Consider the following 26,879-nt stretch of genomic DNA (forward strand, 5'->3'; position numbering starts at 1 on the left):
TGTCACCCCCGCTTCACGCGAGGCGGTGCCAGAAGACCTGGCCCGACGGCCCGTAGAGGACCAGGTTGGAGTCGTCCTGCACGATCAGGCGGTCGGCGGCGGTGCCGTGGGTGCCGGCGTGCCACTTCGGCACGCCCGCGGCCGTGTAGACCACGAAGTTGCCGTCGTGCTGGAGCACCGCGTGGGTGGCGCCGGTGCCGTGCGTGTTGGTGTGCCACAGCGCCTGCCCGCCGGCCGCGTAGAGGACCAGGTTGCCGTCACCCTGCATGACCAGCGTGTACCGGCCGTCCCGCGAGGTCCTGGTGTCGCCGACCTGGAGGCTCTCGCCGCGGACCAGCGTGTCGCGGCCCGGCTGCGGCGGCGGCCCGGCGAGGGTGTGCAGCAGCAGGTTGGGCGAGCCCGTGCCCGGGTTGGGCACCTTGTTCGGCGTGGCGGTGCCCACCAGCGCGTCCCGCACCGCCTGCGGCGAGGCGCCGGGCGAGCCGGCCAGCACCAGCGCCGCGGCGCCCGCGACGTGCGGCGACGCCATGGACGTGCCGCTGATGCTGTTGGTGGCGGTGTCACCGGTGTGCCACGCGGAGGTGATGCCGACGCCCGGTGCGAACAGGTCGGTGCAGGTGCCCCAGTTGGAGAACGACGCCCGGTTGTCGGACGAGTCCGTGGCGTTGACCGTGATGGCCTCCGCGACCCGGGCGGGGGAGTAGGAGCAGGCGTTCGCGTTGGAGTTGCCGGACGCGACGGCGTAGGTCACGCCGGACGCGATGGACCGGCGCACGGCCGCGTCCAGGGTGTCGTTGGCGCCGCCGCCGAGGCTCATGTTGGCCACGGCGGGCTTCTGCGCGTTGGCGGTCACCCAGTCCACGCCCGCCACGACGCCCGCGATGGTGCCGGAGCCCGCGCAGTCCAGCACCTTGACGCCGTGCAGGCGGACGGCCTTGGCGATGCCGTGGGCGTTGCCGCCGACCGTGCCGGCGACGTGCGTGCCGTGGCCGTTGCAGTCGGAGTTGTTGCCGTCGCCGCTGGTGTTGGCGTCGAAGGTGGCCCGGCCGCCGAAGTCCGCGTGCGTGGTGCGGATGCCGGTGTCGATGATGTAGGCGTGCACGTTGCCCGCCGTGGTGGTGTAGCCGTAGTTCCGGTTCAGCGGCAGGTCGCGCTGGTCCACGCGGTCCAGCCCCCAGGACGGCGGGTTCGGCTGGTCCGCCAGCAACCGCACCTCCCGGTCCTGCGCGACGTAGTCCACCGCCGGGTCGGCCGCCAGCTCCCGCGCGGCCTTCTCGCTCATCCGCGCCGCGAACCCGTGCAATGCCGCGCCATAACGATGCGTGACTTCCGCGTCGACCTTTTCTGCTAACGACTCAACACCAATGGAGTCTTTTAACACCACGATGTAACTACCGGCCACCGCGCCGGGTGCGCCGGCATCCCGGACGACCCCCTCGGCGGCCTGTGCCGACGGCCCCACCAGGACCAACGCCGCGGCCACCGCCGCGACCGCACCGGCACCCACCACCCGATCCCAGGGCGCGCGAAACTCTTCCATCGACCCCGTTCTCCCTCCAGCAGGGCAAAAGAACAAGCTCAGCGCGCGCACTCCCACCTTAATTCCCCCTCCCCTCCCCACCCCCCTCTTCCCCCGCCCCACCTTCGTCTTTCCCCACCCCGCCTTCGGCCCCCCGCGCGTGTCCTCCACCCGGGCATCGCGTGTCCTCCACTCAGGCATCGCGAGTCGTACGCCCAGGCATCGCGAGTCGTACGCCCAGGACCACCGTGTCGTACGTCCGGGACGGGCGAGTTCAGCGTCCGGGCACGCCGAACGACCCCCGGTCACCTCGAACGGGTGACTCCGGGGGTTCGACCGGCGGGAAGGTCAGTAGACGGGGCCCGTGTACTTCTCGCCCGGGCCCTGACCCGGCTCGTCCGGGTAGGCCGAGGCCTCGCGGAACGCCCGCTGGACCGACTGGAGCCCGTCGCGCAGGGGCGCGGCGTGCGGCCCCAGGTACTCGGCGGACGCGGTGACCAGGCCGGCCAGGGCGGTGATCAGGCGGCGGGCTTCGTCGAGGTCGCGGTGCGGGCTCGACGCGGGGTCCTCGTCGGCCAGCCCGAGGCGCTCGGCGGCCGAGGACAGCAGCATGACCGCGGCCTTGCTGATCACCTCGACGCTGGGAACATCGGACAGCTCGCGGACGTTGTCAGGGGGCAGGTCGGTCACGAGTGCCATTCTCGCAACCTCGCCGGAGGGCTCGCCGGTTCGGGGGTTGACAAGACCGTCTGCTATCATCTTCAGGCGACCAGTCCCCACCCGTGTGGGGACGGCAAGTGGAGCCCCGCTCCCACCCGCGTCTGCCGCTTCGAGCAGGTGGCCGGGTCCGGTCCTGCGAGGGGTGGACTGCGCCCTTCGTTGTGCGATCGGTCGGAAGCGGGCCTCACACCGGGCAGGTGTGGGGCCTCTTGTCTTTGGCGCACAACGAGTCACAAAGGACGTGAATGACAAGTCCCTCGAACCGAGGTGCTCCCGCGAGCACCGAGCCGCGCATCAACGACCGCATCCGCGTGCCCGAGGTTCGACTGGTCGGGCCGAACGGCGAGCAGGTCGGGATCGTTCGCATCGAGGACGCGCTCCGACTCGCCCAGGAATCGGATCTCGACCTCGTCGAGGTCGCCGCGCAGGCTCGGCCGCCCGTCTGCAAGCTCATGGACTACGGCAAGTACAAGTACGAGAGCGCGCAGAAGGCCCGTGAGTCTCGCCGCAACCAGCAGCTGACGGTCATCAAGGAGCAGAAGCTCCGGCCGAAGATTGACCCGCACGACTACCAGACGAAGAAGGGCCACGTGGCCCGCTTCCTGTCGCACGGGAACAAGGTCAAGGTGACCATCATGTTCCGCGGCCGTGAGCAGTCCCGGCCGGAATTGGGCTACCGACTGCTGCAGAAGCTCGCGGAGGACGTCGCGGAGCTGGGGTTCGTCGAGTCCAACCCGAAGCAGGACGGGCGCAACATGATCATGGTGTTGGCCCCGCACAAGACCACGAAGACCCGCCCGGTGAAGCAGGACGCCCAGGCGGACGCCGACTCCGTCGAGGAGTGACCTCCCGGCCCTCGGGCCGGTGACCTCCCGGGCCCCCGGTGGGGCCCGGGAGCAAGCACGGCCGCCCGACCCCCGGTGGCTGCACGAGACCAAGGACGACTAATGCCCAAGAACAAGAGCCACAGCGGGACCTCCAAGCGCGTGAAGGTCACCGGCAGCGGCAAGCTCATCCGCGAGAAGGCCGGCAAGCGCCACCTGCTGGAGAAGAAGTCCAGCAAGCTGACCCGCCGCCTCTCGGGCACGACCGACGTCGCCAAGAACGACGTGTCGCGCATCAAGAAGCTGCTCGGCATCTGACACCCGCCCCGCCCGTGAACACCGGGGCCCCCACCGGCCCCACGAGATCGACAGGATGGACCCGTGGCACGCGTCAAAAGGGCCGTGAACGCCCAGAAGAAGCGCCGTACCACCCTTGAGCTCGCCAGCGGCTACCGCGGCCAGCGTTCGAGGCTGTACCGCAAGGCCAAGGAGCAGGTGCTCCACTCGCTCAACTACGCCTACCGGGACCGCCGCGCCCGCAAGGGTGACTTCCGGAAGCTGTGGATCCAGCGCATCAACGCGGGTGTCCGTGCCAACGGCATGACCTACAACCGCTTCATCCAGGGCCTGCGCCTCGCGGGCATCGAGGTGGACCGCAAGATCCTGGCTGAGCTCGCCGTCAACGACGCGGGTGCGTTCACCGCGCTGGTGGAGGCCGCCAAGGCCGCCCTGCCCAGCGACGTCAACGCGCCGGTCGAGGACAAGGCCTGAGCGGGAACGACCGCGCACCACGACCCGGGGATGCTCCGTTCACCGAACGGACTCCCCGGGTCGTTGCCGCTAGGCGGTTGACCAGGCGTTCCGGGCGCGACCGCGCGGAGCGCTTCCTCGCCGAGGGCGCGCAGGCGGTGCGCGAGGCCCTGGCCTGGGCCGCCGCCGGGCGCGGCCGGGTGCACGAGCTGTTCGTGACGGAGGTCGCGGCGTCGCGCAACCCCTCGCTGGTGCGGGACGCGGTCGACGCCGGTGTGCCGGTGAGCGCGGTGACGGACAAGGCGGCCGCCGCGCTGTCGGAGACGGTGACGCCGCAGGGCGTCGTCGCGGTGTGCTCGCCGGTGGACGTGCCGCTGGGGGTGGCGCTGGGCCCCGACGTGCGGTTGGTGGCGGTGCTGCACGGCGTGTCCGACCCCGGCAACGCGGGCACGGTGGTGCGCGTCGCGGACGCCGCCGGCGCCGACGCGGTGATCTTCGCGGGTGACGCGGTCGACCCGCACAACGGCAAGTGCGTGCGCGCGTCCACGGGCAGCGTGTTCCACCTGCCGATCGCGCGGGCGCGGGACGCGGAGGAGGCGTTCGCCGCCCTGCGCGACGCGGGCCTGCGCCTGGTCGCCGCCGACGGGTACGCGCCGGAGGACCTGGTGACCGCCGACCTGCGCGGTGACCTGGCCGCGCCCACGGCGTGGGTGTTCGGCAGCGAGGCGCACGGCCTGCCCGACGAGGTGGTCGACAGCCTCGACGCCGCGCTGAAGGTCCCGATCTACGGCGACGCGGAGAGCCTGAACCTCGCCACGGCGGCCGCCGTCTGCCTCTACACCTCGGCCCGCGCCCAACGCGCCTGACACGCCGGCCGGCCGAAGGTCGAACTCGGGGGTCCTGAACGTACGACTCGCGCGTCTTGAACGTACGACTCGCGCGTTCGGAACGTACGACTCGCGTGTTCTGGGCGTACGACTCGCGGTGTCCGAGTGGAGGACACGTGGTGTCCGAGTGGAGGACACGCGGGTGGGGTTGGCCCCACCCGCGTGCGGGTGGGGTCAGGAGTTCAGGCGGGTGTGCAGGGCTCGCAGCAGCGGGTCGCTCGCGGTGGGCTTGGACTGGGTGCGCAGGGCCTCCTCCAGGATCGCGGCCGCGTCGCCCAGGATCTGCGGTGGCGTGTCGTCGGTGATCAGGGTGCCCGCGCGCCGTGCCTCGGATTCGGCGTTCGCCGGGTCGCCCGACTGGAGCAGGAAGCGCGCGCCGCGCACCACCAGGAACGTCTGCCAGTCGACGTCGCCCAGGCGGGCCGCCAACTCCTCGGCCACGCCGTTCTGCTCGACCGCTCGGGCGTGCTCGCCCGCCTGGCTGTGCAGGAACGCCCGGATCGCGGCGATCCGCGCGGTCAGGTGGGTGCGGTGGTCCGGGTCCTCGACCCGGGGCAGCAGGGCCTCGGCGGCGGTGAGCGTGGCGGCGCACTCGCCGGACTCCTCGTCGGGCAGCGCGGCCGCCGACTCCACCAGCGAGCCCGCGGCCTCGGCGAACTCCTCGACCTCCTGCCACGCCGCTGCCGCGCCCTGGTAGGCCGAGGCGGCCTCCGCGCCGCGGTCCAGCCGCCGCAGCACGCCGGCGAGCTGATCCAGCACCATGGCCCGCCGCCCCGGCTCGTCCGGCTGGACCAGGCCCAGCGCGGCCTCCAGGTGGCGGCGCGCCGACTCGGCCTCGTCCAGCCGCGCGCACACCTGGCCCAGGCGGTAGCGGATGGGCACGACCACGTCCGGGTCCACCTCGCCCGTGTCCACCGCGCGGACCGCTTCCTCCAGCGCCTCCGCGGCCTCTACGAACCGGCCGGACTTCAGGTAGCCGCCGGCCAGCGCGTAGCAGGCCTTGGCCACGTCGTCCGGCACGCCCAGCTCGTGGCCCGCGGCGACCGCGTCGCGCAGCTCCACCAGGTGCTCGCCCTCCAGGTCGAGCCGCTGGATCGAGGAGACCCGCTGCCGGTGCGCCTCGGCGGTCCACGGCCCGCGCGGCGTGCTGAACGCCTCCACGAACCGCGCGCCCGTGGCGAGCGCGGCCTCGTCGCCCCGGACGGTCTGGATCTTCAGCAGCAGCCGCAGCGCGTCGAACCGCACGGACGACGACGGGTCGCCCGCCAGCACGTCGGTGACCTCGTCCAGCGCCTCGTCCAGGCTGCCGGAGGCCGCCAGGTGCTGCGCCCGGTCGCACCGCGCCCGCGACACCAGCTCCGGCACCCGTTCCAGCGCCAGTTCCAGCGCCTCCGCCACGAGGACGCCCGGATCGGCCGGATCGGCGGAATCGTCGGGGGCGGTCGCGTCGGACCAGGGCTCGTCGTCCTCGTCGTCGTCCTGCTCCGCCTCGGCCAGCAGGTCGGCCAGCAGCAGCCTGGTCAGCACCCGCGTGTACGGCGTGCCGGCGGCGTCCGCCTCGGCCACGCACGCGTGCGCCGCCTCGACGCCGCCCTCGTCGGCGCGCAGCCCCGCGCCCCGCGCCCGGTACCGGTTGGCCAGGTCGTGCTCACCGCACGCGACCAGCCGGTCCACCGCCGCGTCCAGCTCGACCAGCACCTCCTCCTTGGGCCGCGAGTGGCCGCTGACGATCGCCCGCCGCGCCGCCACCAGCGCGCCCAGCGACTCCGGCAGCAGCGGGTCGAGGTCCGGCGGCAGCGACCGCAGCAGCCGCATCCCGGTGGTGAACTCGCCCTGGTCGAACGCGTCGCACATCCGCCGCGCCAGCTCCACCGGGTCGCCCAGCTCGACCGGCTCCTCGTCCGCGGGCGCGGGCGTCGACGGCGCGGACACCGGCACGACCAGCGGCACCGGCACCGAGTCCGGCGTCGCCAGGGTCTCCCGGACACGCCTGGTCACCGCGTCGGAGCCGTTGCGCCGGTCGAACCGGCCCGCGATTTCCAGCGCCCGCTCCTCCAGCAGGGCGCGCAGCTCGGGCGCGGTCAGCACCTCGGCGCCCCCGTCCCGGGGCACGGCGAACTCCTCGTCCCCCGGCACCCGGCTCAGCAGCAGCGCCGCGCCGGCGGCGAAGTGCATGGCCCGCGACGGGCTGGTCGAGTGGTGCACCCGGTGCAGGTGGCCGCGCAGCAGGTCCACGCCCCGCCGCACGTTGTCCGTCGTCGCGCAGAACACCAGGTGGTCGTCCAGGTAGCCGCCCACCAGGTCGTCGCGCACCAGCCGGTGCGCCACCACGTGCGCCTGCCGGGCCCGCTCCAGGTCGCCCAGCGAGACGAACGCGGGCGTCAGCGTGGTGAGGATGCCCTGCGGCTGGGTGGCGCAGCCGGTCTCCTGCTCCAGTTGGCGCTCGGCGTGCGCGACCGCCTCGGCGTGGCGGCCCTGCCGGATCAGGTGCCCGGCCTGCTCCTCGACGACGCACGCCTCGCAGTCGCTCATCGGGCCGCGCTCGGTCGCCAGGTAGCGCGCGAAGTGCTCCCGGTACGCCTCGTCGTCGCCGACGTGCGAGGCCAGCTCGGTGCGGGCGCCGTGCACGGGCTGCATCGAGTACCCGAGCCGCTGGTAGCGCGACGCGAGCTGGTCGAGGAACGAGGTGATCTGCGCCAGGGTGAACCTCGGGTCGGCCATCAGGCCGGACACGATCCACTTGTGCGCCCAGTCGAAGCTGTGCAGCTCCCACTCGTCGAACGCGGTCGGGTCGCGCTGCTCGGCCGTGCCGCACCACGCGAACGGCGCCAGCATCAGGTCGTAGCGGCCGAGGTCGTAGGCCGAGCGGATCAGGGCGATCCGGCAGCTCACCCCCAGCGGCAGGTGGTCCACGGCGTCCGCGGCGCGGGCGGCGCGCTCCAGCGCCTCGTGTCGCGGCATGCCCTCGGGCATGTGGTACGCCTCGACGAACTGCCGCTCGGCGGCACCCTTGTCCGGGTTCATCGGTCCTCTCCCACGGCGCGGTCCAGCAGTTCCAGGAACGAGCGGTTCAGCGCCGCGGTGTCCTTCGGTCGCATCGGGCGCCGCGCCTGGAGCAGGGCGTGCACGTACAGCGACTCGACGGTCAGCTCCACCAGCGCCGGGTCGGTCAGCCGGGTCAGCCTGCGCACCAGCGGGTTGCGGCAGTTCAGCACCAGCCGCTGCGCGGCGCCCGGCGCGGACTCGACCAGGCTGCCCAGCAGCTCCGCCCACAGCGGGTCGGCGTCCTCGCCGGCCTGCTGGGCGTCGCGCTTGCGCTCCGCCTCGACGTTGGTGACCAGCAGCGCGGGCAGCGAGCCGGGGTCGAAGTCGCGGGGCACGGCCTCGCAGTCGTGCCGCTCCAGGACCTCCCGGGCCTGGTCGAGGCGCTCCCGCAGCGCGCGTTCCACCTCCGGGTCCGGGTCGTCGAGCGCGGCCAGCACCTCGCTCGGCGCCACCCGGCGGGCGGCGGTCGGCCCGTCCAGGGCGACCAGCCGCTCCATGATCTCCACGTCGTAGGCGTAGCCCGCGTCGACCAGGCCCATGCCCTGCGCGTGCGCGACCGGGGCGAGCTGCCGGAACTCGTCCACGTCCGGCACGTAGCCGATCGTGCCGTGCCTGCGGCGGAAGTGGCGCAGCGACTGCGGCCCGTCGGTGGTCTCGAACGGCAGCCAGCGCTCGACCAGCCGCAGCATGTCGTCGTCCACCCTGGCCAGGGACTTGATGCCCAGGTGGTGCGCGTCGAGCAGGGCCCTGGTGCGCTCCGGGCTGGTCGCGTCCAGCCGGACCAGCCAGTCCCGGACCTGGCGGCCCAGCTCCTCGCGCACCGCGAGCAGCGTCTCGTCCTGGTAGAGCGACTCGCGGCTGGCCGTGGGCCGCAGCGACGTGGAGTCGACCACGCAGCGCACGAAGTACGCCCAGTCCGGCAGCAGGCCCTCGATGGCGTCGCCGACCAGCATCCGCTTGAGGTAGACGCGGTGGGACTGCCGCGCGCCGGGGTGCACGCCGCTCGGCAGCACGTAGGCGACGCCGCGCAGGCCGACCGTCGGCACCTCGACCGGGATCGCGTCGAACGGCGCCACGCCCAGCACGCGCTCGCCGTAGGCCGGCGCGTCGTCGAGCCACGGCAGCTCGCCGAGCGTGACGACCTCCGGGCCGACCCGCACGGTCACCGGCAGCAGCTCGCCGTACTCCGCGACCAGGGCGCGCACGACGTCCTTCTCCAGCCAGTGCTCGGCGTCGCGGTGCGGCACCAGCTCGATGGTGGTGCCGACCTCGGCGCGCGCCGAGTCGTCGACCTCCACGTCGTAGTTGCCCGCCGCGTCGGCGGTCCAGCGCACCGCGGGCCCGCCGCGCGCCGACCGGCTGGTCAGGCTGATGCGCTCGGCGACCAGGAACGCGGACAGCAGCCCCACGCCGAACTGGCCGAGGAAGCCCTGGCGCGCGAAGCCCAGGTCGTCGCGCTTGGACGTGCGGCCCAGCGTCGAGAGCAGGTCGTGCACTTCGCGCTCGGTCAGGCCGATGCCCGTGTCGGAGATGCGGAGGGTGCCGCCGGCGGACTCGACCGGCTCGATCACCACCTCGCCCGGCGCGTCCGGCTGGAGCGCGCGGCGGGCGGTGATGGCGTCCACCGCGTTCTGGAGCAGTTCGCGCGCGTAGACGCGGGGGCTGCTGTAGAGGTGGTGGCTGAGCAGGTCGATGATCCCGCGCAGGTCGACACCGAAGGTGTGGGACATGGAGTGGAGTTCACCTCGGGTCGGATCACGTGGGACGAACGATTCTAGGGTCGGTTCAGCGGCTCGTGACCCGGTTTTGTGCTGATCGCTCGCCGGTGTCCTGCGCGCGTGATCAGATTGCCACGGGCCACCGACAATTCCGGCTCGGTCCGGTTGCGATCGGGGATCGGGGCACGTTGTGACCGCCGGAGCACGAGGGCGTGCGCCGCGCGGAGCGGACGGTCGCGCTGCCGCCGCCGCCGGAGCGGGCGCCGGCGATCCGCGAAGCGCTCTTCGAGCCGGACCACCCGCGCATCGCCACGTGCCGGCAGGCCCTCGAAGCCGTGCGCCGCGACCTGCGCCGATCGGGCGGTGATGGGCCGTAAGGCCCGATCACCTAGGATCGACCCGCTAACCACCTGTTGTCCGTGACGGGAGCTGTCCACCAACCATGTCCGGAGCCAACGACCCCTACGACCCGAAGCAGGTCGCGGCGCTCTCCCCGGAAGCGCTGGCCACGGCGGTCGAGCAGGCTCGGGAGGCGTTCGCCAAGGCGGCCGACCTCGACGAGCTCGCCGCCGTGAAGCCGAGCCACCTGGGTGACCGCTCGCCGGTGCTGCTGGCGCGCCGCGAGATCGGCGCGCTGCCGCCCGCGGCGAAGGCCGACGCGGGCAAGCGGGTCAACCAGGCCCAGCAAGAGGTCAGGCAGGCGTTCGACGAGCGCCGCGCCGAGCTTCAGGCCGAGCGCGACGAGCGCGTCCTCCGCGAGGAGGCGGTCGACGTCACGCTGCCGTGGGACCGCGTCCCGCGCGGCGCCCGCCACCCCATGACCACGCTGGCCGAGCGCATCTCGGACGTGTTCGTGGCCATGGGCTGGGGGGTCGCCGAGGGCCCCGAGGTCGAGGCCGAGTGGTTCAACTTCGACGCGTTGAACTTCGGCAAGGACCACCCCGCCCGGACCATGCAGGACACCTTCTACGTGGCGCCCGCCGACTCCGGCCTGGTCCTGCGCACGCACACCAGCCCCGTCCAGGCGCGCACCCTGCTCGACCGCGAGCTGCCCGTCTACGTCGTCTGCCCCGGCCGGACGTTCCGCACCGACGAGCTGGACGCCACCCACACCCCGGTCTTCCACCAGGTCGAGGGCCTGGCCGTGGACAAGGGCCTGACCATGGCGCACCTGAAGGGCACGCTCGACGCGTTCGCCCGCGCCATGTTCGGCGAGGACTCCCGCACCCGGCTGCGCCCGAGCTTCTTCCCCTTCACCGAGCCGTCCGCCGAGGTGGACGTGTGGTTCCCGGAGAAGAAGGGCGGCGCGGGCTGGGTCGAGTGGGGCGGCTGCGGCATGGTCAACCCGAACGTGCTGCGCAACTGCGGCGTCGACCCGGACACCTACTCCGGCTTCGCGTTCGGCATGGGCCTTGAACGCACCCTCCAGTTCCGCAACGGCCTGCCCGACATGCGCGACATGGTCGAGGGCGACGTCCGCTTCACCCAGCCCTTCGGAACGGAGGCATGACCGGTGCGCATCCCGGTTACCTGGCTGGTCGAGAACCTCGAGTTCGCCGAGGTCCCCACGCCTGAGCAGCTCGCCGAGGCGTTCGTGCGGATCGGCCTGGAGGTCGAGGACGTCCACGGGCTCAACGGCGTCACCGGTCCGCTCGTCGCGGGCCGCGTGGTCGAGATCGAGGAGCTGACCGAGTTCAAGAAGCCGATCCGCTACTGCCAGGTGGAGGTCGGCCCGGACCAGGTCAACGGCATCGTCTGCGGCGCGTCGAACTTCCGCGAGGGCGACACGGTCGTGGTCGCGCTGCCCGGCGCGGTGCTGCCCGGCGACTTCGCCATCGCCGCCCGCAAGACCTACGGCAAGACCAGCAACGGCATGATCTGCTCGGCCCGCGAGCTGGGCCTGGGCGACGACCACGCCGGGATCATGGTGCTGCCCAGCGGCACCGCGCAGCCCGGTGACGACGCGGTCGAGCTGCTGGGCCTGGGCGACACCGTCATCGAGGTCGCGCCGACGCCGGACCGCGGCTACGCGTTCTCCGTGCGCGGCCTGGCCCGCGAGCTGGCCTGCGCGTTCGACGTGCCGTTCCGCGACCCCGGCCTGGCGGAGATCCCCGAGGCCGAGGGCGAGGAGATCCGGGTCACCGTCGAGGACCCCGTCGCGTGCTCGCGGTTCACCGCGCGCCGGGTGACCGGTGTCGACCCGACCGCGCCCACCCCGTGGTGGATGCGCCGCCGGCTGATGCTCGCGGGCATCCGCTCGATCTCGCTGCCGGTGGACGTCACCAACTACGTGATGCTGGAGCTGGGCCAGCCGCTGCACGCGTTCGACGGCTCCGCCGTGCGCGGCGGCCTGGTGGTGCGGCGCGCGGTGGCCGGCGAGAAGCTGACCACGCTGGACGAGCAGGTCCGCGCGCTCGACCCGGACGACATCGTGATCGCCGACGACAGCGGCGTGATCTCGCTGGCCGGCGTCATGGGCGGCGCGAGCACCGAGGTCCGCGACGACAGCTCGGACATCCTGCTGGAGGCGGCGAACTGGGACCCGGCGTCCATCGCCCGCACGGTGCGCCGCCACAAGCTGCCCAGCGAGGCGGCGAAGCGGTTCGAGCGCACCGTCGACCCGGCGCTGGCGCCGGTGGCGCTGGAGCGCGCGGCCCGGCTGCTGGACATGTTCGGCGACGGCGGCATCCGCCCCGGCCGCACGGACGTGGGCGGCGTCGCGCAGCCCGCGCCGGTCTCGATGCCCATCGACCTGCCCGACCGGGTCGCCGGTGTCCGCTACGCCCGCGGCGTGACCGCGCGGCGGCTGGGCCAGATCGGCTGCCAGGTCGAGGTCAGCACCGGTGACGACGGCTCGACCATGGTCACCGCGGTGCCGCCGACCTGGCGCGCGGACCTCACCCAGCCCGCGGACCTGGTCGAGGAGGTGCTGCGGCTGGAGGGCTACGACACGATCCCGTCGGTGCTGCCGCCCGCGCCCGCCGGTCGCGGCCTGACCGAGCAGCAGCGCCGCCGCCGCACGGTCGCCCGCGCGCTGGCCGAGCAGGGCTTCGTCGAGGTCAAGCCGTTCCCGTTCGTCTCGCCCGCGGTGTTCGACGCGCTGGGCCTGCCGGCGGACGACGTGCGCCGCCGCACGGTGAGCGTGCTCAACCCGCTGGAGGCGGAGAAGCACGCGCTGGCCACCACGCTGGTGCCGGGGCTGCTGGAGACCGTGCAGCGGAACCTGGCGCGCGGCCAGAAGGACCTCGCGGTCTACACCGCGGCCCAGGTGACGCTGCCGCGCGCCGACCCGGCGCCGATGCCCGCCGTCGCGGTGGGCGCGCGCCCGTCGGAGGAGGAACTGGCCTCGCTCCGGGCGGCGCTGCCGCAGCAGCCGGTGCACGTGGCGGCCGTGCTGGCGGGCCACCGCGAGCAGCCGGGCTGGTGGGGCAAGGGCAGGCAGGCGGACTGGGCGGACGCGGTGCAGGCCGCGCGGCTGGTCGGCCGGGCGTACGGGGTGGAGCTGACCACCGTCGCCTCCGACCTGGCGCCGTGGCACCCGGGCCGGTGCGCCGAGCTGCGGGTCGGCGACTGGCCGGTGGGCCACGCGGGCGAGCTGCACCCGAAGGTGGTCGAGGCCCTGGGCCTGCCGAAGCGGACCGTGGCGTTCGAGCTGGACCTGGACGCGCTGCCGCTGGACGACCACCGGCCCGCGCCGGTCGTGTCGGCCTACCCGCCGGTGCTGCTGGACGTGGCCGTGGTCGTCGGCGCGGACGTGCCCGCCGCGCGGGTGGAGCGGGTGCTGCGCGCGGGCGGCGGCGAGCTGCTGGAGGACATCCGGCTGTTCGACGTCTACACCGGTGGCCAGGTGGGCGAGGGCAAGCGGTCGCTGGCGTACTCGCTGCGGTTCCGCGCGCCGGACCGCACGCTGACCGTCGAGGAGGCGACCGCGGCGCGCGACGCGGCGGTGGCCGCGGCGGCCGAGCGCTTCGGCGCGGTGCTGAGAGGCTGACGGAGCGTTCCCGGGACCGCACCGCTGCGGTCCCGGGACTGAGCCGGTCGGGTGAACTCCCGGTGGCCGGCAGCGGAAGAACGTGCAGTTCAGGCTACTTCGGGTGTGCTGTCAAGGGGCCCAAAGACCTGTATTTCCGGGCCGGCATGGTCCTTGCGCGGATGTTGAACGTTCTCCAAGATTGGTTCCGCGGCCCGCTGGGCCGAGGGGCGAAGCGATGAACCGCCGGGCGAGTCTGGTCGCCGGTCCGGCGGGGAGCTAGCGGCGAACCCACCGCCTGGAGCAGCAATCCTAGTGAGGTTGCCTCATGCGCAGCTTGGGTCCGCGGATGGAGATCGCCGTCGCCTCGACGATCCTCGCGGTCGGTGGTGCCGTCGTCGCCGCCATGCACCTGACCTGGCCGGAACCCGAACTGCCCGCGATGGCGTACTCCGTGAGCAACGCCGAGGCCGGTGTCGCCGGCCTGGAGCCGTTCGAGATCAACGACGTCTCCGGCGCGGCGGTGGAGCTGACGCCGGGCGGCGAGGGCGCGCGGTTGGTGCGGCTGTCGAACCCCAACGAGGTCGACATCGTGGTGCTGGACCTGGAAGCCGAGCCGGGCCAGCCGCTGGACGAGTCGCACAACAAGGTGCCGGGCTGCCCGTCCGGCGTGCTGACCGTCGTGCCGATGGCCGAGCCGGTGCTCATCCCGCCCGCCGGGTCGGTCGAGGTGGAGATGGTCGTGCAGATCGCGCAGGACGTGCCGGACGCGTGCACGGACCTGGTCTTCCCGCTGACCTACTCCGGCCGCGCCGCCAGGGGCTGACCGCGCGCGACCGGCGGTGAGCGGCCGACCGCGGGGCGTTGACCGCACGCGGCGCCGATCGCACGCAGCACCGCGGATCGACGCCCTTCCGCAACACGCGCGCCGCTCCGGTGTGCGAGGCTTCCGGGCATGAGCGCGTACGACTACGACCTGCTCGTCATCGGGTCCGGCCCGGGTGGGCAGAAGGCCGCCATCGCGGGCGCGAAGCTCGGCCGGAGGGTCGCGATCGTCGACCGGGCCGACATGGTCGGCGGGGTGTGCCTCAACACCGGCACCATCCCGTCGAAGACCCTGCGGGAAGCCGTGATGTACCTGACCGGCATGAGCCAGCGCGAGCTGTACGGCGCCAGCTACCGGGTCAAGCAGGACATCACGATCTCGGACCTGCTCGCCCGCACCCGGCACGTGATCGGTCGCGAGGTCCAGGTCGTGCGCGCGCAGCTGCACCGCAACCAGGTGGACCTGCTCACCGGCACGGCCCGGTTCGTCGACGAGCACACGGTGGCCGTCGAGGGCGCGCACCGCGGCGAGCACCACGTGGTGACCGCCGGGAAGGTCGTGATCGCGGTCGGCACGCGGCCCGCGCGGCCGGACCAGGTGGACTTCGACGAGGTCAGGGTGCTCGACTCCGACGAGGTGCTGTCGCTGGAGGAGATCCCGTCGTCGCTGGTGGTGGTGGGCGCCGGGGTGATCGGCATCGAGTACGCGTCGATGTTCGCCGCGCTCGGCACCAGGGTGACCGTGGTGGAGCAGCGGGAGCGGATGCTCGACTTCTGCGACCCGGAGATCGTCGAGTCGCTGAAGTTCCACCTGCGCGACCTCGCGGTGACCTTCCGGTTCGGCGAGAAGGTGGTCAACGTCGACGTGTCCGACAGCGGCACGGTGACCACGCTGGCCAGCGGAAAGCGCATCCCGGCGGCCGCGGTGATGTACTCGGCGGGCCGGCAGGGCAACACCGAGGCGCTGGACCTGGCCAAGGCGGGCCTGGAGGCCGACCGGCGCGGCCGGCTCCAGGTCGACGAGCACTACCGCACGCCCGTCGAGCACATCTACGCGGTGGGCGACGTGATCGGCTTCCCGGCGCTGGCGGCCACGTCGATGGACCAGGGCAGGCTGGCCGTCTACCACGCGTTCGGCGAGGAGGCGCACGAGCTGACCGCGCTCCAGCCGATCGGCATCTACACGATCCCCGAGATCTCCTACTGCGGCGCCACCGAGGCCGAGCTGACCTCGTCGGCGGTGCCGTACGAGGTGGGGCTGGCCCGGTACCGGGAGCTGGCGCGCGGTTCGATCGTGGGCGACGCCTACGGCATGCTCAAGCTGCTGGTGTCCACTGTGGACCGCAAGCTGCTCGGCGTGCACCTGTTCGGCACCGGGGCGACCGACCTGGTGCACATCGGGCAGGCGGTCATGGCGTGCGGCGGCACGGTGGACTACCTGGTGGACACGGTCTTCAACTACCCGACGCTGTCGGAGGCGTACAAGGTGGCCGCGCTGGACGCGACGAACAAGATCCGGGCGCTCCAGCGGTTCGGCGCCGGCAACTAGGCGGGCGGCCGGCCGAGCGCCCCCCCCCCGCGGGGGGGCGCGGGCCCCCGGGGAGAACAAGGGCGTGTTGTGCAGGGGGGGGCGGGCGGCCGGGTCGTGCCCCCTCGGCGGCACGCGACGCGGAGGGCAGCCGCGACACACGCCCGCGCCGTCGTGGGAGGCGCGGTCGCCGACCATCAGCGTCTCCTCGGGCCCGGTGCCCAGCTCGTCGAGCGCGATCCGGAAGATCGCCGGGTCGGGCTTGACCACGCCGTGCTCGAACGACAGCACGAACGAGCGCACCGGCAGCCCCGCGAACGACGGCCGGATGTCGAAGTGGACGTCGCTGAGCACCCCGATCCGGATCCCGCGCGCGGCCAGCCCCGCCAGGGTCGGCCGCACGTCCACCGCGAACGGGTTCACCGCCGGGTCGGACTCCACCGCGTACAGCGAGTCGGCCAGCTCGTCGTCCAGCCCGCCCGCGCGGAACGCCGCGTAGTAGGTCCGCCGGTGGAGCGCGGCGTCCGCGTCGACGCCCGGCGCGTCCAGCTCCCGCGCGGGCAGCCTCGCCACCACCTCCCGGGCCAGGCCGGGGTCGCGGCCGATCCGCCGCAACGCCTCGGCCGCCCACCCCGTGAAGGTGGGCGTGACCGCCAACGTGCCCCGCCAGTCGAAGACGACCGCCCGCATCCGCACTCCTGTTCACCACGAGTAGTTCCGACCTCACCCGGGCGAAGGCTGCCGCATCACTCCCAGGGCTAACTACGGTTTTCGCCACGAGCCATCGGGAGGCCGACATGCCGACGCTGCCCCTGCACATGCGACGGGTGGGGTTCGACCCGGCGCCGGAACTGTCGGCCGAGCGGGACGCGGGCGTCCGCCTGGTGGACGCGCCGCAGGGCGACCGGGTGTGGCTGGTCACCCGGATAGCGGACGTGCGCGAGGTGCTGGGCGACCCGAGCCGGTTCGGCAACTCGCCGCACCACGTGGTGCCGGGCGCGCCCGCGCTGTCCGAGGAGGAGCTGGCCGCGGTGCGGCCGGGCAACCCGCTGGCGTTCGACCCGCCCGAGCACACCCGCCTGCGCAGGCTGGTGGCCGGCGAGTTCACCGGCCGCCGGATGCGGTGGCTGGAGCCGCGGGTCCACGAGGTCGTGCGCGACCGGCTCGACGCGCTGGAGCGCGGCGGACCGCCCGCCGACGTGGTGACCGGCTTCGCGCTGCCGATCCCGGCGCTGGTGATCTGCGAGCTGCTGGGCGTGCCCTACGCCGACCGGGACGCCTTCCAGGACCGGTACAACCGCTTCTTCGACACGGCGCTGTCGCCCGAGGCGCGGCTGGCCCTGGCCCTGGAGTCCCGCGCCTACCTGGCCGAGCTGACCCGCCGCGCCAGGTCCGCGCCGGGCGACGACCTGCTCGGCACGCTGGTGCGCTCGGACCTGGCCGACGAGGAGGTGGTCGGCCTGGCCGACCTGCTGCTGCTGGCGGGCCACGAGACCACGGCGAACATGCTCTCCCTCGGCGTGGCGGCCCTGCTGGCGGAGCCCGACCGGCGGGCGCGGGCGCTCGCCGCGCCGGAGGCCGCGGTGGAGGAGCTGCTGCGCTGGCTGACCGTCGTGCACACCGTGGTGCCGCGGATCGCCCTGGTCGAGACGGAGCTGGGCGGGCGGGCGGTGCTGCCGGGCGACCTGCTGGTCTGCTCGCTGCCCGCGGCCAACCGGGACCCGGAGCTGGTGCCCGAACCGGACGAGCTGGACCTGGGGCGCGGGTCGAGCAGCCACGTCGCCTTCGGCCACGGCGTGCACCACTGCCTGGGCGCGCCGCTGGCGCGGATGGAGATGCGCATCGCGTTCCAGGCCCTGCTGACCAGGTTCCCGGGCCTGCGCGTGGTGTCGCCGGAGCTGCGTTTCCGCAGCGAGCAGATCGTGTACGGGCTGGACGAGCTGCTCGTGGAGTGGTGACCGCCCGGCCCGGTCGCGGCGAATACACATTTGAGTGACGATGCACCGGCGTGCATACTTATCCGTATGACGTTGCGGATCGCGGTAGCCGGGGCCAGCGGCTACGCCGGGGGTGAAGTCCTGCGGCTCCTGCTCGGCCACCCCGAGGTGGAGATCGGCGCGCTGACCGCCGGCGGCAACGCGGGCACCCGCCTGCTGGCCCACCAGCCCCACCTGTTGCCCCTGGCCGACCGGGTGCTCACCGAGACCACGGCCGACGAGCTCAGGGGCCACGACGTCGTGTTCCTGGCGCTCCCGCACGGGCACTCGGCCGAGATCGCCGCCCAGCTCGGCGACGACGTGCTGGTCGTCGACTGCGGCGCCGACCACCGCCTCACCGACCCGGCCGCCTGGGAGCGCTGGTACGGCGGCGAGCACGCGGGCAGCTGGCCCTACGGCCTGCCGGAGCTGCCCGGTCGGCGCGACGAGCTGCGGAACGCCCGGCGCGTCGCCGTGCCCGGCTGCTACCCGACCGTCTCCACCCTCGCCCTCGCCCCCGCGATCGGCCTGGTCGAGCCCGAGGTCACCGTGGTCGCCGTCTCCGGCACCTCCGGCGCGGGCAAGGCCGCCAAGCCCCACCTGCTCGGCTCGGAGGTGATGGGCTCGCTCAGCGCCTACGGCGTCGGCGGCGCCCACCGGCACACCCCGGAGATCACCCAGAACCTGTCCGGGCTGGCGGGTCGCGACGTCAAGGTCTCCTTCACCCCCGTCCTGGCCCCGCTGCCCCGCGGCATCCTGGCCACCTGCTCGGCGACCCTCGTCCCCGGCGCCTCCGCCGAGGACGTGCGCGCCGCCTACGAGAAGGCCTACGCGGACGAGCCGTTCGTGCACCTGCTGCCGGAGGGGAGCTGGCCGACCACCGGCGCGGTGCTCGGCTCCAACGCCGTCCAGCTCCAGGTCACCGTCGACCGCGACCTGGACCGGCTCGTGGTGGTCGGGGCGATCGACAACCTGGCGAAGGGCACCGCGGGCGCGGCGGTGCAGTGCATGAACCTGGCGCTCGGCCTGCCGGAGACCACCGGCCTGTCCACCGTGGGAGTAGCTCCGTGAACCGCAACAGAGGCGTGACCGGCCCCAAGGGCTTCCGCGCCGCCGGCGTCGCGGCCGGCATCAAGGACTCCGGCGCGCTCGACCTCGCGCTGGTCGTCAACACCGGTCCCGGCCAGGCCGCGGCCGGCGTGTTCACCACCAACCAGGTCAAGGCCGCCCCCGTGCTGTGGTCGCAGCAGGTGCTCAAGGAGCGCAGGCTGCGCGCCGTGGTGCTCAACTCGGGCGGCGCGAACGCGTGCACCGGCCCCGAGGGCTTCCAGGACACCCACGCCACCGCCGAGAAGGTCGCGGACGTGCTCGGCGTCGGCGCGATCGAGGTCGCCGTCTGCTCGACCGGCCTGATCGGCGAGCGCCTGCCCATGGACAATCTCAAGGCCGGCGTGGAGAAGGCCGCCCAGGAGCTGGCCGACACCGACCGGGCCGGCCTGGACGCCGCCACCGCCGTGATGACCACGGACAGCCGGCCCAAGCAGTCGTGGCAGGACCACCCGGGCGGCTGGTCCGTCGGCGGCTTCGTCAAGGGCGCCGGGATGCTGTCGCCGAACATGGCCACCATGCTCAGCGTCATCACCACCGACGCGGTGCTCGACGGCGACGCGCTGGACGCGGCCCTGCGCCGGGTCACCGCCCGCACCTACGACCGGCTCGACGTCGACGGCGGCACGTCCACCAACGACACGGTCCTGCTGCTGGCCTCCGGCGCCTCGGGCGCGACCCCGGACCCCGAGGAGTTCGCGAGCGTCCTGGAAGCCGTCGCGCACGACCTGGTCAAGCAGCTCCAGGGCGACGCGGAGGGCGTGACCAAGGAGGTCTCGATCACCGTCAACGGCGCGCTCACCGAGGCCGAGGCGGTCGAGGTCGCCAAGACCGTCGCCGAGGACAACCTGGTCAAGACCGCGCTGTTCGGCTCCGACCCCAACTGGGGCCGCGTCGCCATGGCCGTCGGCCGCTCCCGCGCCACCGTCGACCAGCACAAGCTGGGCATCACCATCAACGGCGTCACCCTGTTCGCCGACGGCCACAAGGCCGCCGACCGGAGCGAGGCCGACCTGTCCGGCCGCGACGTGGACATCGTGGTGGACCTCAACCTCGGCGACGGCACGGCCACCGTGCTCACCACCGACCTGTCCCACGGCTACGTCGAAGAGAACAGCGCCTACAGCTCATGACCAGCCCCCAGGACAAAGCGGGCATCCTCATCGAGGCCCTGCCCTGGCTGCAGCGCTTCCGGGGCGCGGTCGTGGTCGTCAAGTACGGCGGCAACGCCATGGTGGACGACGGGCTGAAGCGCGCGTTCGCGCAGGACGTGGTGTTCCTCAAGCTCGCCGGCCTGCACCCGGTCGTGGTGCACGGCGGCGGGCCGCAGATCGCCGCCATGCTCAAGCGGCTCGGCATCGCCAGCGAGTTCCGCGGCGGCCTGCGCGTCACCACGCCCGAGGCGATGGACGTGGTCCGCATGGTCCTGGTCGGCCAGGTGCAGCGCGAGCTGGTCGGCCTGATCAACGAGCACGGCCCGTACGCGGTGGGCCTGTCCGGCGAGGACGCCCACCTGCTCACCGCGGCCCGCAGGCCCGCCGTCGTGAACGGCGAGCCGGTGGACGTCGGCCTGGTCGGCGACATCGTGGAGGTCAACCCGGACGCGGTGCTAGACATCGTGCGCGCGGGCCGCATCCCGGTGATCTCCACCGTCGCACCGGACGTGGACGGCGTGGTGCACAACGTCAACGCCGACACGGCGGCGGGCGCGGTGGCGGTGGCCCTGGGCGCCCGGAAGCTGGTGGTCCTCACCGACGTGGAGGGCCTCTACGAGAACTGGCCGGACAAGGGTTCCCTGCTGCACCGGGTCCGCGCCGGGCGGCTGGAGGAGATGCTGCCGGGCCTCGACAGCGGCATGGTGCCGAAGATGGAGGCGTGCCTGCGCGCCGTGCGCGGCGGCGTGCCCGAGGCGCACGTGATCGACGGGCGGCTGGCCCACTCGGTGTTGCTGGAGGTCTTCACCTCCGAAGGTGTCGGAACGATGGTCCTGGGGGATGAGGCATGAGCGACCACCAGCGGCGGTGGCAGGCCGCCATGATGAACAACTACGGCACGCCCGGCCTCGCGCTCGTCCGCGGCGAGGGCGCCCACGTGTGGGACGCCGACGGCAACCGCTACCTCGACCTGCTCACCGGCATCGCGGTCAACGCCCTGGGCCACGCCCACCCGGCGATCGTGGCCGCCGTGACCGAGCAGATCTCGAAGATCGGCCACACCTCCAACCTCTACGTCAACGAGCCCGCGCTCGAACTCGCCGAGCGCCTGCTGGACCTGGCCGGCGTGGACGGCGACGGCCGCGTGCTGTTCTGCAACTCCGGCGCCGAGGCCAACGAGGCCGCGTTCAAGCTCAGCCGCCGCACCGGCCGCACCAAGGTCGTCGCGACCGAGGGCGGCTTCCACGGCCGCACCATGGGCGCGCTGGCGCTGACCGGCCAGCCCGCCAAGCAGGAGCCGTTCCAGCCGCTGGTGCCGGGCGTCGTGCACGTCCCGTTCGGCGACGTGGCCGCGCTGGAGGCCGCGATCGACGACGAGACCGCCGCGTTCGTGGTGGAGCCCATCCAGGGCGAGAACGGCGTGGTCGTGCCGCCGGAGGGCTACCTGGAGGCGGCGCGCCGGATCACCGCCGAGCACGGGGCGCTGCTGGTGCTGGACGAGGTGCAGACCGGCGTCGGCCGGCTCGGCACCTGGTTCGCCTTCCACCAGGTCGGGATCGTGCCGGACGTGATCACCCTGGCCAAGGGCCTCGGCGGCGGCCTGCCGCTGGGCGCGTGCATCGCCGTCGGCCCGGCCAAGGACCTGTTCGGCCCCGGCCAGCACGGCACCACGTTCGGCGGCAACCCGGTGTGCTGCGCCGCCGCGCTCGCCGTGCTCGACACGATCGCCGCCGAAGGGCTGCTGGAGCACACCGCCGCGGTCGGCAAGGAGATCGCGACGGGCGTCGAGCACCTGAACCACCCGCTCATCTCCGGTGTGCGGGGCGCCGGCCTGCTGCTCGGGATCACGCTGCGCGAGGCGGTCTCGGCGAAGGCCGCTGCGGCCGCGCAGCGGGCCGGCTTCTTGATCAACCCCATCCAGCCGGACGTCATCCGGCTGGCGCCGCCCCTCGTGCTCGACGAGGCCGACGCGCACCGCGTGGTCGCCGAGCTCCCGAACTGGCTGGAGTCCTGACGTGGTCCGGCACTTCCTGCGCGACGACGACCTCACCCCCGCCGAGCAGGCCGAGGTCCTGGACCTGGCCGACACGTTCAAGGCCGACCGGCTGACCGCCAAGCCGCTGGCCGGGCCCAAGTCGGTCGCGGTGATCTTCGAGAAGAACTCCACCCGCACCAGGCTGTCGTTCGAGGTGGGCATCACCCAGCTCGGCGGCCACCCGGTGATCATCGACGGCCGGTCCATGCAGCTGGGCCGGGAGGAGACCATAGAGGACACCTCCCGCATCCTGTCCGGCTACGTGGACGCGGTGGTGTGGCGGACCTTCGCCCAGAAGCGCATCGAGGCGATGGCCTCGGTGTCCCGCATCCCGGTGATCAACGCCCTGACCGACGAGTTCCACCCGTGCCAGGTGCTGGCCGACCTCCAGACGATCCGGCTGCGGCACGGCGCGCTCGCCGGCCTCACCGTCACCTACCTGGGCGACGGCGCGAACAACATGGCGCACTCGATCCTGCTCGGCGGCGCCACCGCGGGGATGCACGTCCGCATCGCCGCGCCCGAGCACTTCGCGCCGGAGCCGTGGGCCCTGGAGGCGGCGAAGGGCCGCGCCGCGGAGACCGGCGGCAGCGTCGAGGTGGTCGTCGACCCGCGCGCCGCCGTGGATGGCGCGGACGTGCTGGTCACCGACACGTGGACGTCCATGGGCCAGGAGAACGACGGCCGCGACCGCGTCGGCCCGTTCCGGCCCTACCAGGTGAACAAGGAGCTGGTGGCGGCCACCGGCGTGCGCACGACCGTGCTGCACTGCCTGCCCGCCCACCGCGGCTGGGAGATCACCGACGAGGTGCTCGACGGACCGGACAGCGCGGTGTGGGACGAGGCCGAGAACCGCCTGCACGCCCAGAAGGCCCTGCTGGTGTGGTTGCTGGAGCGGTCGCGGTGACCAGGACCGCGCGGCAGGCCCGCATCGTCGAGCTGATCTCCCAGCGCGCCATCCGCAGCCAGTCCGAACTGGCGAAAACGCTTGCGGTGGAGGGCATCGAGGTCACCCAGGCCACGCTGTCGCGCGACCTGGACGAGCTGGGCGCGGTCAAGCTGCGCGGTCCCGACGGCGGCGCGCCCGTCTACGTCATCCCCGAGGACGGCAGCCCCGTGCGCGGCGTGCAGGGCGGCACCACCCGCCTCGTGCGGCTGCTCGGCGAGCTGCTGGTGTCGGTGGACCACTCCGGCAACCTCGCGGTCCTGCGCACCCCGCCGGGCGCGGCCCAGTTCCTGGCCAGCGCGCTGGACCGGGCCGCGCTGCACGACATCGTCGGCACCATCGCGGGTGACGACACCATCCTCGCCGTGGCGAGGGAACCGCTCACCGGTGCGGACCTGGCGGCCCGCGTGACCGCGCTCGCCGCGGGCGAGCGGCCGGGGGAGGACCATGGCTGAGCGGGTGGTGCTCGCCCGCACCGGCGGCCCGGTCGACCCCGGCCGGTTCGCCGAGGCGACCGGCGCGGAGGTGACCGGCGCGGAGGTGATCGCCGTGGTGGTGGACCTCGGGCAGCGCCCCGGCTCCCTCGCGGCGGTCCGCGACGCCGTCGAACCGGTCGTCGTGGACGCCCGCGAGGAGTTCGCCGCCGACTACTGCCTGCCCGCCGTCCGGGCCAACGCCCTCGACGCGGCCGGCCGGCCGCCGCTGCCCGCCCTGGCGGACGCGCTGGTCGCCCGGCACCTGGTCGAGGCCGCCCGCCGGCACGGCGCCCGCACCGTGGCCCACGACCGCGCCGACCGGGCCCGCTTCGAGACCGCCGTCGCCGCCCTCGCGCCCGACCTGGTGGTCGTCGCCGCGGGAACCCGGGCCGCACCGGCCGCCGCCCCGCCGGCCGCCGACGACGCGCCGGACCCCGAGGAGCTGGTCGTCACCTTCGACCGGGGCGTGCCGGTCGCGGTCGACGGCGAGACCGTCACCGCGCTCCAGGCCGTCCGGGAGATCGACCGCCGGGCGGGCGCGACGGCGGGCGTGGCCGCCCTGGCCACCGCCCACCGCGAGCTGGAGGGGGTCACCCTGGAGCGTGACGTGGCCCGCTTCAAGCGGCGGGTCGAGCGGCGCTGGGGTGAGCTGGTCCGCGCCGGGCTGTGGTCCTCGCCGCTCAAGCACGCCCTGGACGCCTTCATCACCACCACCCAGCGGGACGTCTCCGGCGAGGTCCGGCTGGTGCTGCACGGCGGTCGCGCCGTGGTCGCCGACCGGCGCGCCGACGAGCCGTGGTACGACTTCGCCCTCGCCACCTGACGAGAGCGGCACCGGCACCATCACAGCGAAGAGGATTTGACCAAGTGAGTTCCTTGTGGGGCGGGCGGTTCGCCGGCGGACCTGCGGAGGCGATGGCGCGGCTGTCGCTGTCCACGCACTTCGACTGGCGACTCGCCCCCTACGACATCCGGGGTTCCCGCGCGCACGCCCGCGTCCTGCGCGACGCGGGCCTGCTGACCGAGGACGAGCTGGCGCGGATGCTGGCGGCGCTGGACGCCCTGGAGGCCGACGTCGCCTCCGGCGCGTTCACCCCCGAGCTGTCCGACGAGGACGTGCACACCGCCCTCGAACGCGGCCTGATCGACCGGGCGGGCCCCGAGCTGGGCGGCAAGCTGCGCGCCGGCCGGTCCCGCAACGACCAGGTGGCCACGCTGTTCCGGATGTGGCTGCGCGACGCCGCCAAGCGCGTCGCCGACGGCGTGCTGGACGTGGTGGACGCGCTGGCCGGCCAGGCCGCCGAGCACCCGACCGCGGTCATGCCCGGCCGCACCCACCTCCAGTCCGCGCAGCCCGTGCTGCTCGCGCACCACCTGCTGGCCCACGGCCAGGCCCTGCTGCGCGACGTGGACCGGCTGCGCGACTGGGACCGGCGGACCGCCCTGTCGCCGTACGGCTCCGGCGCGCTGGCCGGCTCGTCGCTGGGCCTGGACCCGGCCAAGGTCGCCGAGGAGCTGGGCTTCGACGGCCCGGTGGAGAACTCGATCGACGGCACCGCGTCCCGCGACTTCGCCGCCGAGATCGCGTTCGTGCTGGCCATGATCGGCGTGGACCTGTCCAGGATCGCCGAAGAGGTGATCATCTGGACCACCGCCGAGTTCCGCTTCGCGGTGCTCGACGACGCGTGGGCCACCGGCAGCTCGATCATGCCGCAGAAGAAGAACCCCGACGTGGCCGAGCTGACCCGCGGCAAGTCCGGCCGGCTGATCGGCAACCTCACCGGCCTGCTGGCCACGCTGAAGGCCCAGCCCCTGGCCTACAACCGGGACCTCCAGGAGGACAAGGAGCCCCTGTTCGACTCGGTCGAGCAGCTGGAGCTGCTGCTCCCGGCGTTGACCGGCATGATCGCCACGATGCGGTTCGACACCGCCCGCACGGCCGAGCTGGCGCCCGCCGGGTTCACCCTGGCCACCGACATCGCCGAGTGGCTGGTGCGGCAGGGCGTGCCGTTCCGCGTCGCCCACGAGGCGGCGGGGGAGTGCGTCCGCGCCGCCGAGGCCCGCGGCGTCGGCCTGGACGACCTGACCGACGAGGAGTTCGCCGCGATCTCGCCCGCGCTGACGCCCGAGGTGCGCGACGTGCTGACCGTCGAGGGCTCCATCGCCTCCCGCGACGCCCACGGCGGCACCGCCCCCGACCGCGTCGCCGAGCAGCTGAAGAGGCTGCGCGACAGGGTGTCCGTTGCCCGACGCGCCTAGGCAGCTCACCGAGCGGGAGCTGGCCGTCGACCCGATCGACGCGGCGCGGCTCCTGCTCGGCAGCACCGTGGAGTCCACCGGGCCGGACGGCGTGGTGGGCGTGCGGATCGTGGAGGTCGAGGCCTACCGGGGCGGCGACGACCCGGCCTCCCACTGCTACCGCGGCCGGACACCGCGCAACGACGTCATGTTCGGGCCCGCCGGGCGGCTCTACGTGTACTTCGTCTACGGGATGCACTTCTGCGCCAACGTCGTGTCGCTCACCGACGGCGTGCCCGGCGCGGTGCTGCTGCGCGCGGGCGAGGTGGTCACCGGCGTCGAGCTGGCGCGGGCCCGCCGCCCGTCCGCCCGCAGCGACGCGGAGCTGGCCAAGGGCCCGGCGAGGCTGACCGGCGTGCTCGGCCTGACCCGCGCCGACAACGGCCTCGACCTGACCGCGCCGGACTCGTCCGTGCGGCTGCTGGCCGGCGACCCCGTCGATCCGGGGAAGATCCGCACCGGGCCGCGCGTCGGCGTGGCCGTCGCGGTGGACGTGCCGTGGCGCTTCTGGCTGGACTCGCCGGCGGTCAGCGCCTACCGGCGCGGCACCCGCCGCACCCGCTGACCACCGGGGAGACCGGGGGAGTCGTGGGAGACCTGTGGGCACGCGTGTGCCGGGACGTCGTGGCCGGTGCCGAGGGCGACCGGCGGGAGGTCGTCTTCCGCACCACCTCCGACGGGCCGGCGATGTCGTGGCGCACGGCGTCGGTCGGCGGCCGCGTCGCCTCCCGCGACGCGCTCCGACCGGACGCCGAGGACGCGCTGGTCGAGCGCTTCGGCCACGGGGTGCCGGAGCTGACGGTCGACGCCGGCGGCGCGTTCGAGGCGGTGCTGACCCGCGAGGTGGCCCGGCACCCGGCCCACCTGCAGCCCACCTGAGGGCGCGTCCTCGAACCCGGGTTCCGCCCGGACCGGCCCGAGCCGCCGCCGTCCGCGCCGGCACCGGCGGGCGACCCGGCCCGCGTGCCCGACCTGGTCGCCGGGTTCGCCGCGCTCACCGGGTGGCGCGCGGGCGGACCCGCGTCGCCCGGGGCGCTCGCCGCCGAGGCCGCGCTCGGCCTCACCCTTCGAACTCGACCCGGGCGGCGCCACCGCGACCAA

24 protein-coding genes and 1 pseudogene are annotated in these 26,879 nt (G+C 73.8%); 20 read left to right on the plus strand and 5 right to left on the minus strand.

Annotated features, from left to right (window positions below; all coding sequences use genetic code 11):
- Positions 1-13: 13 nt before the first annotated feature.
- Positions 14-1,540: a S8 family serine peptidase gene (locus ACFV4N_RS20405; protein ID WP_499674127.1), complete on the minus strand. Its 1,527-nt coding sequence runs from the start codon at positions 1,538-1,540 to the stop codon at positions 14-16.
- Between the two features lie 327 nt (positions 1,541-1,867).
- Positions 1,868-2,218: a DUF1844 domain-containing protein gene (locus ACFV4N_RS20410; protein WP_499674128.1), complete on the minus strand. Its 351-nt coding sequence runs from the start codon at positions 2,216-2,218 to the stop codon at positions 1,868-1,870.
- Positions 2,219-2,484: 266 nt separating this feature from the next.
- On the opposite strand from ACFV4N_RS20410, the gene infC reads away from it, so the two are divergent.
- From infC to ACFV4N_RS20430, 4 genes are all read left to right on the plus strand, one after another.
- Positions 2,485-3,084 carry a translation initiation factor IF-3 gene (gene infC / locus ACFV4N_RS20415; RefSeq protein WP_499674129.1) on the plus strand — a complete coding sequence of 200 codons (600 nt, stop codon included), beginning with the start codon at positions 2,485-2,487 and terminating at the stop codon, positions 3,082-3,084.
- Positions 3,085-3,186: 102 nt separating this feature from the next.
- On the plus strand, positions 3,187-3,381 hold the full coding sequence (gene rpmI, locus ACFV4N_RS20420; protein WP_499674130.1) for a 50S ribosomal protein L35: 195 nt from the start codon (positions 3,187-3,189) through the stop codon (positions 3,379-3,381).
- Between the two features lie 63 nt (positions 3,382-3,444).
- Positions 3,445-3,834 (plus strand): 50S ribosomal protein L20, encoded by a 390-nt coding sequence (gene rplT / locus ACFV4N_RS20425; RefSeq protein WP_499674131.1) that lies wholly within the window; start codon positions 3,445-3,447, stop codon positions 3,832-3,834.
- Positions 3,831-4,679, plus strand: a complete 849-nt coding sequence (locus ACFV4N_RS20430) for a TrmH family RNA methyltransferase (RefSeq protein ID WP_499674150.1) — start codon at positions 3,831-3,833, stop codon at positions 4,677-4,679. Before rplT ends, ACFV4N_RS20430 begins: the two co-directional genes overlap by 4 nt.
- Before the next feature lie 195 nt (positions 4,680-4,874).
- Here the strand turns inward: ACFV4N_RS20430 and ACFV4N_RS20435 are convergent, their stop codons facing one another.
- Together ACFV4N_RS20435 and ACFV4N_RS20440 are read right to left on the minus strand one after the other, a co-directional pair.
- Positions 4,875-7,724 carry a hypothetical protein gene (locus ACFV4N_RS20435; protein WP_499674132.1) on the minus strand — a complete coding sequence of 950 codons (2,850 nt, stop codon included), beginning with the start codon at positions 7,722-7,724 and terminating at the stop codon, positions 4,875-4,877.
- A complete protein-coding gene (locus ACFV4N_RS20440) occupies positions 7,721-9,475 on the minus strand; it encodes an HSP90 family protein (RefSeq protein ID WP_499674133.1) in 1,755 nt (584 codons plus the stop codon). Before ACFV4N_RS20440 ends, ACFV4N_RS20435 begins: the two co-directional genes overlap by 4 nt.
- Positions 9,476-9,675: 200 nt before the next feature.
- Here ACFV4N_RS20440 and ACFV4N_RS20445 point away from each other — a divergent pair, with 200 nt between their 5' ends.
- The 5 genes from ACFV4N_RS20445 to sthA all read left to right on the plus strand — a co-directional run bounded on the left by ACFV4N_RS20445 (position 9,676) and on the right by sthA (position 15,807).
- A complete protein-coding gene (locus ACFV4N_RS20445) occupies positions 9,676-9,840 on the plus strand; it encodes a hypothetical protein (protein WP_499674134.1) in 165 nt (54 codons plus the stop codon).
- Positions 9,841-9,905: 65 nt separating this feature from the next.
- On the plus strand, positions 9,906-10,973 hold the full coding sequence (gene pheS / locus ACFV4N_RS20450; protein WP_499674135.1) for a phenylalanine--tRNA ligase subunit alpha: 1,068 nt from the start codon (positions 9,906-9,908) through the stop codon (positions 10,971-10,973).
- 3 nt (positions 10,974-10,976) lie between these two features.
- Positions 10,977-13,454 (plus strand): phenylalanine--tRNA ligase subunit beta, encoded by a 2,478-nt coding sequence (gene pheT / locus ACFV4N_RS20455; RefSeq protein ID WP_499674136.1) that lies wholly within the window; start codon positions 10,977-10,979, stop codon positions 13,452-13,454.
- 307 nt (positions 13,455-13,761) lie between these two features.
- A complete protein-coding gene (locus ACFV4N_RS20460) occupies positions 13,762-14,259 on the plus strand; it encodes a hypothetical protein (protein ID WP_499674137.1) in 498 nt (165 codons plus the stop codon).
- Between the two features lie 129 nt (positions 14,260-14,388).
- Positions 14,389-15,807: a Si-specific NAD(P)(+) transhydrogenase gene (gene sthA, locus ACFV4N_RS20465; RefSeq protein ID WP_499674138.1), complete on the plus strand. Its 1,419-nt coding sequence runs from the start codon at positions 14,389-14,391 to the stop codon at positions 15,805-15,807.
- A gap of 192 nt (positions 15,808-15,999) precedes the next feature.
- Here sthA and ACFV4N_RS20470 read toward each other — a convergent pair.
- Positions 16,000-16,476 (minus strand): annotated as a pseudogene (locus tag ACFV4N_RS20470) (HAD family hydrolase); the annotation flags it as partial.
- 107 nt (positions 16,477-16,583) lie between these two features.
- On the opposite strand from ACFV4N_RS20470, the gene ACFV4N_RS20475 reads away from it, so the two are divergent.
- The 11 genes from ACFV4N_RS20475 to ACFV4N_RS20525 all read left to right on the plus strand — a co-directional run bounded on the left by ACFV4N_RS20475 (position 16,584) and on the right by ACFV4N_RS20525 (position 26,657).
- Positions 16,584-17,744, plus strand: a complete 1,161-nt coding sequence (locus ACFV4N_RS20475) for a cytochrome P450 (RefSeq protein WP_499674139.1) — start codon at positions 16,584-16,586, stop codon at positions 17,742-17,744.
- Between the two features lie 66 nt (positions 17,745-17,810).
- Positions 17,811-18,833, plus strand: coding sequence for an N-acetyl-gamma-glutamyl-phosphate reductase (gene argC, locus ACFV4N_RS20480; RefSeq protein ID WP_499674140.1), 1,023 nt, complete (start codon positions 17,811-17,813; stop codon positions 18,831-18,833).
- The gene (gene argJ / locus ACFV4N_RS20485; protein WP_499674141.1) at positions 18,830-20,002 is read left to right on the plus strand and encodes a bifunctional glutamate N-acetyltransferase/amino-acid acetyltransferase ArgJ; all 1,173 of its coding nucleotides are present in this window, start codon (positions 18,830-18,832) and stop codon (positions 20,000-20,002) included. The genes argC and argJ overlap by 4 nt, the downstream gene beginning before the upstream one ends.
- A complete protein-coding gene (gene argB / locus ACFV4N_RS20490; protein WP_499674142.1) occupies positions 19,999-20,874 on the plus strand; it encodes an acetylglutamate kinase in 876 nt (291 codons plus the stop codon). The genes argJ and argB overlap by 4 nt, the downstream gene beginning before the upstream one ends.
- Positions 20,871-22,037, plus strand: coding sequence for an acetylornithine transaminase (locus ACFV4N_RS20495; RefSeq protein ID WP_499674143.1), 1,167 nt, complete (start codon positions 20,871-20,873; stop codon positions 22,035-22,037). Before argB ends, ACFV4N_RS20495 begins: the two co-directional genes overlap by 4 nt.
- Position 22,038: 1 nt before the next feature.
- The gene (argF, locus tag ACFV4N_RS20500; protein ID WP_499674144.1) at positions 22,039-22,965 is read left to right on the plus strand and encodes an ornithine carbamoyltransferase; all 927 of its coding nucleotides are present in this window, start codon (positions 22,039-22,041) and stop codon (positions 22,963-22,965) included.
- Positions 22,962-23,459 (plus strand): arginine repressor, encoded by a 498-nt coding sequence (locus ACFV4N_RS20505; protein WP_499674145.1) that lies wholly within the window; start codon positions 22,962-22,964, stop codon positions 23,457-23,459. Before argF ends, ACFV4N_RS20505 begins: the two co-directional genes overlap by 4 nt.
- Entirely contained in the window at positions 23,452-24,303 is an 852-nt protein-coding gene (locus ACFV4N_RS20510; RefSeq protein WP_499674146.1) for an argininosuccinate synthase domain-containing protein, read from the plus strand. Before ACFV4N_RS20505 ends, ACFV4N_RS20510 begins: the two co-directional genes overlap by 8 nt.
- 44 nt (positions 24,304-24,347) lie before the next feature.
- On the plus strand, positions 24,348-25,739 hold the full coding sequence (argH, locus tag ACFV4N_RS20515) for an argininosuccinate lyase (RefSeq protein ID WP_499674147.1): 1,392 nt from the start codon (positions 24,348-24,350) through the stop codon (positions 25,737-25,739).
- Positions 25,723-26,343, plus strand: a complete 621-nt coding sequence (locus ACFV4N_RS20520) for a DNA-3-methyladenine glycosylase (protein WP_499674148.1) — start codon at positions 25,723-25,725, stop codon at positions 26,341-26,343. Before argH ends, ACFV4N_RS20520 begins: the two co-directional genes overlap by 17 nt.
- A 23-nt stretch (positions 26,344-26,366) precedes the next feature.
- Complete coding sequence (locus ACFV4N_RS20525; protein ID WP_499674149.1) at positions 26,367-26,657, plus strand: hypothetical protein; 291 nt, start codon at positions 26,367-26,369, stop codon at positions 26,655-26,657.
- Positions 26,658-26,879: the final 222 nt, after the last annotated feature.

The sequence above is a fragment of the Actinosynnema sp. NPDC059797 genome, from assembly GCF_042732085.1.
Taxonomy (GTDB): Bacteria; Actinomycetota; Actinomycetes; order Mycobacteriales; family Pseudonocardiaceae; genus Actinosynnema.

Bases quoted from the DNA above. Each gene is read 5' to 3' on its own strand.
- ACFV4N_RS20475 (WP_499674139.1), top strand. From the start codon at position 16,584: ATGCCGACGCTGCCCCTGCACATGCGACGGGTGGGGTTCGACCCGGCG.
- infC (WP_499674129.1), top strand. From the start codon at position 2,485: ATGACAAGTCCCTCGAACCGAGGTGCTCCCGCGAGCACCGAGCCGCGC.
- ACFV4N_RS20410 (WP_499674128.1), bottom strand. From the start codon at position 2,218: ATGGCACTCGTGACCGACCTGCCCCCTGACAACGTCCGCGAGCTGTCC.
- pheS (WP_499674135.1), top strand. From the start codon at position 9,906: ATGTCCGGAGCCAACGACCCCTACGACCCGAAGCAGGTCGCGGCGCTC.
- rpmI (WP_499674130.1), top strand. From the start codon at position 3,187: ATGCCCAAGAACAAGAGCCACAGCGGGACCTCCAAGCGCGTGAAGGTC.
- sthA (WP_499674138.1), top strand. From the start codon at position 14,389: ATGAGCGCGTACGACTACGACCTGCTCGTCATCGGGTCCGGCCCGGGT.
- ACFV4N_RS20460 (WP_499674137.1), top strand. From the start codon at position 13,762: ATGCGCAGCTTGGGTCCGCGGATGGAGATCGCCGTCGCCTCGACGATC.
- ACFV4N_RS20435 (WP_499674132.1), bottom strand. From the start codon at position 7,724: ATGAACCCGGACAAGGGTGCCGCCGAGCGGCAGTTCGTCGAGGCGTAC.
- ACFV4N_RS20440 (WP_499674133.1), bottom strand. From the start codon at position 9,475: ATGTCCCACACCTTCGGTGTCGACCTGCGCGGGATCATCGACCTGCTC.
- ACFV4N_RS20495 (WP_499674143.1), top strand. From the start codon at position 20,871: ATGAGCGACCACCAGCGGCGGTGGCAGGCCGCCATGATGAACAACTAC.
- ACFV4N_RS20405 (WP_499674127.1), bottom strand. From the start codon at position 1,540: ATGGAAGAGTTTCGCGCGCCCTGGGATCGGGTGGTGGGTGCCGGTGCG.
- argB (WP_499674142.1), top strand. From the start codon at position 19,999: ATGACCAGCCCCCAGGACAAAGCGGGCATCCTCATCGAGGCCCTGCCC.
- argC (WP_499674140.1), top strand. From the start codon at position 17,811: ATGACGTTGCGGATCGCGGTAGCCGGGGCCAGCGGCTACGCCGGGGGT.
- ACFV4N_RS20510 (WP_499674146.1), top strand. From the start codon at position 23,452: ATGGCTGAGCGGGTGGTGCTCGCCCGCACCGGCGGCCCGGTCGACCCC.